A 9,289-nucleotide genomic window follows, 5' to 3' on the forward strand; every position below is an offset into this window, starting at 1 on the left:
CCTGCCGCACCGGGCGGAGGCGGCGGTGGCGGTGGCGCTCCCGGCGGGGGAGGCGGCTTCGGCGGCGCACCAGGCGGTGGCGGCGGTTTCGGCGCTCCTGCCGCACCAGGGGGCGGCGGCGGGGGCCCCGGCGGCTTGGGCGCGCCAGGCGGGGGCGGGGGCTTCGGTGGCCCGGGAGGCGGCGGGGGCCCGCCAGCACCGGGTGGCTTCGGTGGTCCGGGCGGTCCGGGTGGCTTCGGCGGGCCGGGCCTCGCGCCGGGAGGACCGGGAGGTCCGGCGCCAGGACGACCGGGCATTCCCGGCTTCGCCGGGGTCTGCACGGCTTCCCGGTGGCCGACGTCGAGGTACAACGCCGACTGGATCCGGGACAGCCAGCCGCGCTTGGGCGCCTCCTCTTCGTCCTCCGCTGGGGCGGCAGGCACCGGCGCTGGGGCCAGCTTCTCCCCCGTCCACTCGAGGAACGCCCCGCACGAACCGCAGAACGCGTCCGTTTCCTTGTTGTGGAAACCGCACGTCTTACACATGATCATGGTCTGTCCACCTCCACCCTGTGCACCACGTGCGCCGGCTTGGCGGCCGCCACCGCGGAGTCGACGAGGTCCATCGGCACGCTTGCCGGGTCGTGCACCCGTATCCGGACGGCGAGTCGCGGGGACGCCTCACCCGGCATCTCGGCGGCCGGGTTCTTCGACCAGCCGACGGCGCCGCTGTCGGCGACCTCCACGCGGCCACCGGTCAGCACCTGCAGGTTGGCGCGCAGGCCCCCGACCGTGCCGCGCATCCGGTACATCTCGACGGCCGTGGCGACCACCGCGCGGCGGCGTTCGATCGGCCAGCCCTCCTCCAGCGAGATGCCGACCCACCCCGCGATCCACTCGAGGAAGTCCTCCGGCGCGAGGTAGGGGTCGAAGTAGTCGACCATGCAGTCCAAAGTGGACAGGATCGGGGCGAGCACGTCGTCGAAGCCCGCCACGAACCGGTCCGTGAACGGGTCCTCCTGGTACACCGCGGGCAGCATCCTGATGAACGGCGACGCGTTCGCCATGCCCGCCACCATGCCGCGCATCAGTGGTCCTCCACCTTCACGTGGTGTTCGAAGGAGAAGATGAGGCTGTGCCGGTCGACGTCGAGCCGCTGGCACTCCTCACCCCGCTCACCGGTCACCGGGTTCGCGCCGAACAGTCGCACGTCCTCCACCAGGTCGACGCCACGCACCCGTTGCAGCAGGGCGTAAACGTCGCCCGACTGCACGGGTCGGCCGAACTCCCAGCCCTTGCCGTCAGGGCCACCGCTGATCGGGTTCAGGTAGCCGTACAGCGCGGCCATGGCGTCCGCGCGGACGCGGGACTTGTCCAGCCTTGGCCGGGCGATGATCCGCGCCACCACCGTCACGCCCCGGTACTTGGGCGGCGACACCAGCACCCGCGTGCCGATCAGCCGCACCTCGTCCAGCCGCTCGGAGATCCGCCGCAGCGTCTCCTCCCCCGGCACCAGTTCGGCGAAGTCCACCCGGCCGTCGACCTCCGCCGCCGCGGGCACGATCAGCACCCGCACCGAACCAGGGTCGGTGTCATCGTCGCCCGCGGTCACGCATCGCACGCGGGCCACGTCCGGCGCCGCCTCCTGCGTGATCGCCTCGTAGTCCTCCGCGGTGACCGCACGGCTGCGGGTGCGCAGCAGGATCGGGCCGCGGGCCTTCGCCTCGTCGACGCTCTCGCCGTCCACCCCGCCCCACGCGGCCTCGATGTTCTCCACCCGCGACACGAAGGGAATGGACGACTTCAGGGTCTGGATCGCACCCTTGCCGACGTTGCCGACGCGGCCGCCGCCGGTGGCGTACCTGCGCAGCCGGACCGTCGACCCGTACGCGGGCACCGCGCCGTACTGCCGAAGGCCCCCGTCCGGCTCGCGGATCGCCGGTCCGAAGTGGACGATGCCGGAGTTGCCGTCGAGGAGGTAGTGCCGGTCGTCCTTGTCGCTGCCCGCGAAGTTGTGGATCGGCGCCCACTCCTGCCAGCCATCCTCGGAGGTGGTCTCGAGCACCGCCTCGCCCGCGCCGATGACGATCGGGCGCCGCGAGGTCCGGAACTCTTGCCCCGGCACGCCTTCCGAGTCGCCGAGCACCTCCTCCTCGACGATCTCGCAGTGGTTCGCCTCCACCGTGCCGCCGATCGTGCTGGCCGACAACGCGGTCAGCAGTGGTGACGCCTGGTAGGTCGGCCAGTCCTCCGCCACCTCGACCACCCTGGCACGCAACCAGCCCGCCGCGTTGCCGCCGAGCACCGCCGACTCGTGGTCGGACGGGATGTGGACGTGCACCTCACCGGCCGTGTTCAGCGCACCGGTCTCGTCGGTGCTGACCACGCACTTGCGCCATTCCTTGCCGTTCCACGCCTCCCACCGCAGCGGCGGGTGGTCGGGGTGCACGCCGACACCCTCGACGCGGCAGTCGAAGTCCAGGCGCACCACGCAGTTCGGCACCGGGTCGGACAGGCCGATGAGCACCGCGTCGCCGGGCCTCGGCACGTCGGAGAACGCCTGGAACGACTGGCCCATCTTCAGCTCGTCGGTCCGGTCGACCTGCGCGTCGGCGCCGGCCGCCCTGGTGGCGACGAAGCTCAGCGCGCACGGCACGATCCGCAGGTCCGCGCCGGTGGCGAACACGACGGACTCGTCGGTCTCGGTGCGCAGTGTCGCGACGTTCGTGCCCGCAGGCACGCCGACCGGGGTGATCGCGGGCGCGGACAGCCAGAACGTGACGTTCGCCTGCGCCGGGGTGGCCGGGATGAGCCGCAGCCCGATGAGCTCCAGGAACTTCACGTACAGCCGGTCCGGCACCTGGTTGAGGCGGAACAGCAACTGGTCGGTCATGAACGCGAACGTCTCGATCAGCGTGACGCCCGGGTCGGACACGTTGTGGTCCGTCCACTCCGGACACCTGCGCATGACCATGCGCTTCGCGTCGTCCACCAGGTCTTGGAACCGGCGGTCATCGAGGTTCGGGGCAGGCAGCGCCATCAGTAGTCACTCCCGTCCTCTGGGATGGTGTAGAAGGGGAAGACCAGGTTGCGCCGGTCATTGGTGTCCTTCGGGCGGTACTGGATGTCGATGTACAGCACGCCGTCCTCCTCCGGGTGCGGCGTGACGATCACGCCCTCGACATCCACGCGCGGCTCCCAGCGCAGCAGCGCCTCACGCACCACCTGCGACAGCTCCCCGACCGTCTCCACGTTGATCGGCCGGAACACGAAGTCACGGATCCGGCTGCCGAACTGCGGGCGCATGGGCCGCTCACCGGGGTAGGTGGACAGGATCAGGCGCATCGCCTGTTCCAGCTCCACCTCCCTGCGCACCAGGGCGATGCCGCCCTGCGGCGCCACGCCGAGCGGGAACGCCCACCCAGCGCCGATGAAGTCTTGTTGTGTGGTCACGAAATCCCCTAGTTCAGCTTGATCAGAGAGCCCTTGACCTCGACGATGGCGCTGCTCTCGATCTTCACGCCCATCTTCCCGTTCAGCGAGAGCTGCCCGTCGGTCTCGATCTTGATACCGCCCATGCCACCCTTGATCGTGATGCCACCGAGCTCACCGCACTCGATCGTCAGCGCACCCTTGGGGGACTTGGACTCCGGTGGTTTCGGGTTGCACGCGAGCGTCACCGTGCCCGCCACCTGGTCGATGACGAGCCCCAGCTTGTCGCCCTTGGTGCCGAGCTGGAGCTTCGACTGGATCGGCGGCAGGCTGCCGGGCGGTCCTGGCGGCAGTTCGTCGGTGAACGTCAGCTGGTTCGCCGCGGGCGAGGCGATGCCGCGCTTGGTGACGATCCCCGACCCGGCGACCGCGGTCTTCAGCTCACCGAAGTCGGACTTGCTGTTGAGCAGCCCGCCAAGCACGTAGGGCCGCCGCGAGTCGCCGAACTCGAAGCCGACGAGCACCTCGTCGCCGACCGACGGCAGGAACAGCGCGCCGGTCTTCGCGCCGGCGCCGATCTGCACGACCCGCGCCCAGTCCGACTCGAAGTTCGGCGCGAGCCAGGGCAGCGCGACCTTCACCCGGCCGAGCTTCTCCTTGTCGGAGACGTTGGTGACGATCCCGCACACCAGCCCGCCGAAGTCCGTGTGCTTCGATGCGGCACCACCGGACGTGAGCCCGAGCAGCGACCGGTTCTGCCTGCCAGACACCCAGAACCGGGTGCGGTAGCCGAACTCCTCCGGATCGAACACGTGCCGAGCGTTGGTGACGAACCACTTGCCGCAGAACTGTTCCGGCACGCCCGCGATCTCGACCTCGGCGCCGGCCTGGATGTCCGGGCTGCCGCTCGCCACGCCCTCGGCCTCCGCGAACGTGCTGGCGATGTGGTCGGCGACGCCCTTGGCGGCCGCCTCGGCCGCGGTGTCCGCGGCGGGCCCGACGCCGAGCGGCCGGTCCACCACCAGGTAGGCGGTGTTGCTCGCGGGCAGCCCGAAGTCGAGCTTGGGCAGGCCAGGGATGGAGGGCAGCGCAGGCATCGACGGCAGCGAGATCAGCCCGTCGGTGAACGACTTCGCGAGCTTCGCCGGGTCCTGGTCCTTGATCGTCGCGGTGCCGGTGGCCGCGGCCGCCTTGGCCACGGCGACCCTGGCGTCCTTCGGGTCCCACACCCGCACCTCGACGTCCGGGGTGAGGTTCGCGGCCGACAGCCTCGGCAGGAACGTGTGCAGGTTGTCCTTGAAGGTCAGCTTCCCGCTGCCGAGGCCCATCATGCTCGCGACGGCGTCCACCGCGGACGCCAGCGCGCCGCCGAGGCCGCCACCGGCGTCCTTGCGCCCGGATGCCTTGCGGAAGAAGAACTTCCCGCCGACCACCCCGGTCTCGTAACCGATCTCGCGGGCCCGCTGCTGCAGGAAGTCCCAGTCGGACTGGGCGACCTGCGCGACGTGGTCGTGCGCGACCGAAGTCTCCTCGACCTTGCCGATGTCGAGGCCCGCGTTCGTCGCGACCTCCTTGGCGATCTCCGAGTCCTTCATGTTCACGTAGGTGCGGGTGCGCTTGGCGCGCTGCAACCGGTGCGCCTTCTCGTATCCACGCACGACCGAGTAGATCAGGCCCTCCTGGCAGATGGCCTCGATCGAGGTCACCTCACCCTTGATGAGCGAGGTGGTGCTGTCGCTGTCCGATGGCCCGGCCGCGATCTCCACGGTGGACCCGATCTTCAGGCCCGCGTCGTTGACGACCGTGCCCTCGAGGTCGTGGAAGGTCAGCTCGAACATGTCGGGCAGGTGCAGGTGGGTGTCGACGACCGCACGCATCAGGTTCGGCAGCACCAGCGGCGACAGCGGCAGCCCGATCGGCTTGCCGATCTTGACGGTCGGCCAGACGATCGCGGTCTTGCTGCCGCCGAGGAGGCCACCGAGGGTCATCGGGCACTCCCGTCGGCCAGCTCCTGCGGGTTCGGCAGGTAGATGGTGTCGCCGGGTCGCACCCGGGTCGGGTCCTGGATGCCGTTCACCTCGGCGATCCGCCGCCACGCGCCGGGGTTGCCGTAGTTGGTGGTGGCGATGGACTGCAGCGACTCGCCGTGTGCGACGGTGTGCGCGCGGCGGCCGACGAGCCCGCCGGAGGTCGGGTTCTGCGGCAGGGTGCCGAGCAGCGACGGGACCTCGTACATCCCGAGCGTCACCTTGGCCCGCACGGGAATCCCGGCGGAGGTGAACCGCGTGTACTTCACGGTGATCGACTGCATGTTCACCGTGTACATGAACCCGATCATCGGCGGACCCCACTGGAAGGTGAGCTCCGGCGGCTGGGTCCTGAGGTTCTGGCCCGTGACCACCGACAGCAGCTGGCCGAGGAACCCGGCGTCCGGGCTGGTCCACGTGAGCAGGGTGTCGCACCGCAGCTTGGTGTCCATCCCCTCGAGCGTCACGTCCGCGAGCGTGATCTTCGCCGGGTCCGACCGCTGCGTGGCCGCCTGCGAACCGCCGGACGCGGGCGATGGCATGTTTCGGCGCTGCGCGGTCCTGGCGATCGAGATCTCCTTCGGGTTGAAGTCGAAGTAGACGAACCCGATGTTGGGCAGCGTGGTGCAGCGCAGCGACGCCGGCACCCGCGCCCCGGCGAGTGAGGCGGCGCCGATCGCGACCCCGGCGGCGAGGTTGGCGCCCGCACCGATCATGGCGGCGGTCATCGTGTGGTCCCTCCCACTACAGGAATCCCTCGTGCACGAGCACGAGTTGTTCGGTGGCGATGCCGAGCGTCCCGGCGTCGAGGTCGGGACCCTTCCAGCTGTCCGGGTACACGTTGCGCAGCTGCCACGTCGCGACCTTCTGGGCGTGCGCGTCGAACAGCGTGATCTGCGCGGTGCCGCCCCCACCGCTGGAGTGCGCGTCGATCCACCCGGATGCCCGTTCCCGCAGCCACGACTGGACCTTCGCGGTGTCGGCCGAGTTGATGGCGCGCTGCAGCGTGACGGGCGTGTACTTGATGGCACCCGGCAGGACAGTCTCGTACTGGTAGTTCCCGCCGTCGTGCTGCGGTTCCGGGTTGAACTTCACCTCTAGGCCCTGGCAGCGTGCCCAGCCGCCGAGGTCCACCCCGTCGACGGACACGTGGAAGCGCGTCGTCAGGGCGAGCATGGTGTCGAGACTGATCGGCATCGTGGATCCCCGTCGTCAGCTGAGCTTGCGCTCGTCCTCAAGGAACCCGCGGTGGACGAGTTCGAGGGTCTCCATCGCGACCTGGCTGGCGCCCGCGTCGAACGTCGTGATCGACCACTTGGCAGGCATCACGTCACGCAGCGACCACTCGGTGACCTTCTTGGCCGCCGTGGTGAACAGCTGGATGGAGCCCGCGAAGACCTCCATCTCCCAGGAGTTCTTGTTCAGCCACTGCCTGACCTTCTCGGTCTCCTCGGAGACCCCCCGGATCAGCTTCACGTTGGTGTACTTGGTGTTGCCGGGGAAGTAGAGGCGGTCGTTGCCGCCGTCACCCATGCGGTACTCGGCGATGTCCCATGCGACATCGAGCCCCTCCGCCTTTGTCCAGCTGCCGAGGTCGTACTCGGACTTGCCGGACATGCTCACGACGAAGCGGTTCGCGAGGCCGATCGATGACGTGTCGGTCAGTCCCATTGCTTTCTCTCCTAACGGAAGTCGGTGAGCAGTCCCGCGCGCTCACGGTCGACGAGCAGTTCGAGCCGCAGCCTGCTGCGGAGGCGGTCGTAGAGGCGTTCGGACAGCTCGTCGAGGTCGAGCCTGCTGACCGCGATCGGCTGTTCGTCCGCCTCGGCCGTCCCGGCGGTGGCCGAGGCGGTGGCCTGGTCCCGCGCGCCGGGCAGCTGTGTCGCCGAGGTGCCGTCCGTCTGCTGCGGCTCGTCGGCGAACCAGGTGTCCTTGTCGGCCTGGTTCACCGTGTCGGCGAGGCCGAAGCCGCTCAACAGCCGCTGTTTCAACGGTCTCTTGTCCTCGCTGCCCCACCAGCTCTTCTCGGAGCCGACCTCCTCCTTGAAGCCGGTCAGCCCGAGCCCGTAGGACGGGTCCATGCCAGTGAGGCCGTGGATCCACGCCTCTTTCGAGTTCGGCTGGTAGCTGGGCCGCTGCGGCGTGGTCGCCGAGGGTGTCGTCCCGTTCTGCATGTCGTCGAGCTGACGTTCGATCCGCTCGTAGTACATGGCGTCGAGGTCGGTCAACGGCTCCTTGCCCTGTTCGAACCGCTCCTGGTTGACGATGTCGAGGGTCTGGCGGACCAGTTCGTCCTTGCGGGCCGCGCGGTCGAAGACCGGTCTCTGCTGGTTCTGCGTGCCGGTCGCACCCGACTTGGCGCCCTCCTTGGGTTCCAGCTTCGGGTTGGACCACTCGGTGACCACGTGCCGCGCGGACTCCTCGGCGATCCGGCCGACCTCGGCCTTGGTCGCCGGGTCGAACGGGCTCTGGACCGGTTGGGCCTGCACGGGGGCCGGGGCCTGCGCGGGAGCCGTGAACAGCTGGGCCGGCGCGGTGAGGTCGGGTGCCTCCTCCGGCGCGTGCGCCGACGCCTGCTGCGGGGCGTGGATCAGTGGCGGCGGTTCGGCCGCACCCGCCTCGCCGCCGTAGAAGCGTTCCGCCGCCTGGGCTTCCGCCTCCAGCTGCTGTCCGAGCGGGGAGTCAGGGGACGGGAGGACGGGGCCGAGCGTGCGCTGCTGCACGGCGTGGACCAGCTCGTGCGCGAGCAGACCCCGGGCCTTCGGCGAGTCGGCCGGGCCCACCTCGTCGGGCAGGAAGACGGCGCCGCCGGACGCGAATGCCTTGGCACCACGGCTCTTCGCCGCCTCGCCGACCTTCTCGCCCCGGTAGACCGGGACGTTCGCGACGTCGACGTGCTGGTGTGCGCGGACCGCGTGCGCCAGGTCGGGCGGGACGGTGTCGACGACCGTGCCGACCACCCTGGCACGGGGCAACGGCTTGCGCTTGCGTGGCGGCAGCAGTTCCGCGGTGGCTCGGTAGGACGTGGCGACGACCCGCTTCCCTGGCGCCCCGCCCTCGCTCGGGGGACTCGGCGCCACGGTGTGCGACTTCGGTGGCTCCGGTGGCTCCGGTGGTTTCGGTGGCTCGGCGGGCGGTGCCGGTTCTGGATCCTGCTCGGGTGCCGGCTCCGGCGCCTGCTCGGTGGCCACACGCACAGGGGCCGCCGGAGGGGGCGGCGGCTCCTGTGGTGCGGCGGGCTCGACCGCCCCGTCCACGACCCGGGGCGGCGCCTCGGGGTGGATCAGGTCTTCCAGCTGTGGCGCCGGGATGGGGGCGCCGAGGCCGAGCCTGCGTGACTGGCCGAGGCTGGGACGGCGCCTGCGCATCGGGCGCTGCACCGGTTCCCCGGCCCGCGCCACGCCTTCCACCATGCGCGGCGGCGGCTCCGGTGCCGGCGTGGCCGCCGGTGGTTCCGGTGTGGACCGCAGCTCCGGTGGGAGGAACGACGGCGGTTCGGACATGGGCAGGTCGGGTGCCGGGCCGGGGAGGCCGGGCAACATCGGCAGCCCGGGGTTGGTGGCGAACCGCAGCCAGCTGGGTGCCCGGTAGGGCTCGGCCGCCTCCCTTGGCTCGCCGACGTACTCGTCGACCGCGTCGGTCAGGACCGGCGCCTCGGCGGGCACGGACCGGGCAGGCCTGCGCACCACCGGCGCCGGTGGCAGCGGCGCCGGGACCGCCACCTCCGCCACCGGTTCACTCGCCCTCGCCACGGGCCGGGCGATGCCGGTGACGGAGCCGGTCGGCGACACCACCTCGGGCGCCTTCCCGGCCGACGGCCGCAGCGGCGGCAGCACGGGCGCGGGCCCCACG

General features: G+C 70.8%; 8 protein-coding genes and 1 pseudogene. All 9 read right to left on the minus strand.

Annotation, left to right across the window (positions count from 1 at the left end; all coding sequences use genetic code 11):
- A pseudogene (locus WBA97_RS37255) lies at positions 1-530 on the minus strand (hypothetical protein); the annotation flags it as partial.
- Positions 527-1,066 (minus strand): phage tail protein, encoded by a 540-nt coding sequence (locus WBA97_RS37260; protein WP_424235733.1) that lies wholly within the window; start codon positions 1,064-1,066, stop codon positions 527-529. The gene WBA97_RS37260 and the pseudogene WBA97_RS37255, both read right to left, overlap by 4 nt.
- Positions 1,066-3,018: a putative baseplate assembly protein gene (locus WBA97_RS37265; protein ID WP_424235734.1), complete on the minus strand. Its 1,953-nt coding sequence runs from the start codon at positions 3,016-3,018 to the stop codon at positions 1,066-1,068. The genes WBA97_RS37260 and WBA97_RS37265 overlap by 1 nt, the downstream gene beginning before the upstream one ends.
- Positions 3,018-3,431, minus strand: a complete 414-nt coding sequence (locus WBA97_RS37270) for a GPW/gp25 family protein (protein WP_424235735.1) — start codon at positions 3,429-3,431, stop codon at positions 3,018-3,020. The genes WBA97_RS37265 and WBA97_RS37270 overlap by 1 nt, the downstream gene beginning before the upstream one ends.
- A gap of 8 nt (positions 3,432-3,439) precedes the next feature.
- Positions 3,440-5,398, minus strand: coding sequence for a phage baseplate assembly protein V (locus tag WBA97_RS37275; protein ID WP_424235736.1), 1,959 nt, complete (start codon positions 5,396-5,398; stop codon positions 3,440-3,442).
- Positions 5,395-6,165, minus strand: a complete 771-nt coding sequence (locus tag WBA97_RS37280) for a LysM peptidoglycan-binding domain-containing protein (RefSeq protein WP_424235737.1) — start codon at positions 6,163-6,165, stop codon at positions 5,395-5,397. Before WBA97_RS37280 ends, WBA97_RS37275 begins: the two co-directional genes overlap by 4 nt.
- Positions 6,166-6,181: 16 nt before the next feature.
- Entirely contained in the window at positions 6,182-6,634 is a 453-nt protein-coding gene (locus WBA97_RS37285) for a phage tail protein (protein WP_424235738.1), read from the minus strand.
- A gap of 15 nt (positions 6,635-6,649) precedes the next feature.
- Positions 6,650-7,108, minus strand: a complete 459-nt coding sequence (locus WBA97_RS37290; RefSeq protein ID WP_424235739.1) for a phage tail protein — start codon at positions 7,106-7,108, stop codon at positions 6,650-6,652.
- Between the two features lie 11 nt (positions 7,109-7,119).
- A partial coding sequence (locus WBA97_RS37295; RefSeq protein WP_424235740.1) for an eCIS core domain-containing protein occupies positions 7,120-9,289 on the minus strand: 2,170 nt, incomplete at its 5' end.

Source organism: Actinophytocola sp. (genome assembly GCF_049647105.1).
Taxonomy (GTDB): Bacteria; Actinomycetota; Actinomycetes; order Mycobacteriales; family Pseudonocardiaceae; genus Actinophytocola.

Excerpts from the sequence above, each read along its gene's own strand:
- WBA97_RS37285 (WP_424235738.1), bottom strand. The coding sequence starts at position 6,634 with ATGCCGATCAGTCTCGACACCATGCTCGCCCTGACGACGCGCTTCCAC.
- WBA97_RS37275 (WP_424235736.1), bottom strand. The coding sequence starts at position 5,398 with ATGACCCTCGGTGGCCTCCTCGGCGGCAGCAAGACCGCGATCGTCTGG.
- WBA97_RS37290 (WP_424235739.1), bottom strand. The coding sequence starts at position 7,108 with ATGGGACTGACCGACACGTCATCGATCGGCCTCGCGAACCGCTTCGTC.
- WBA97_RS37260 (WP_424235733.1), bottom strand. The coding sequence starts at position 1,066 with ATGCGCGGCATGGTGGCGGGCATGGCGAACGCGTCGCCGTTCATCAGG.
- WBA97_RS37280 (WP_424235737.1), bottom strand. The coding sequence starts at position 6,165 with ATGACCGCCGCCATGATCGGTGCGGGCGCCAACCTCGCCGCCGGGGTC.
- WBA97_RS37265 (WP_424235734.1), bottom strand. The coding sequence starts at position 3,018 with ATGGCGCTGCCTGCCCCGAACCTCGATGACCGCCGGTTCCAAGACCTG.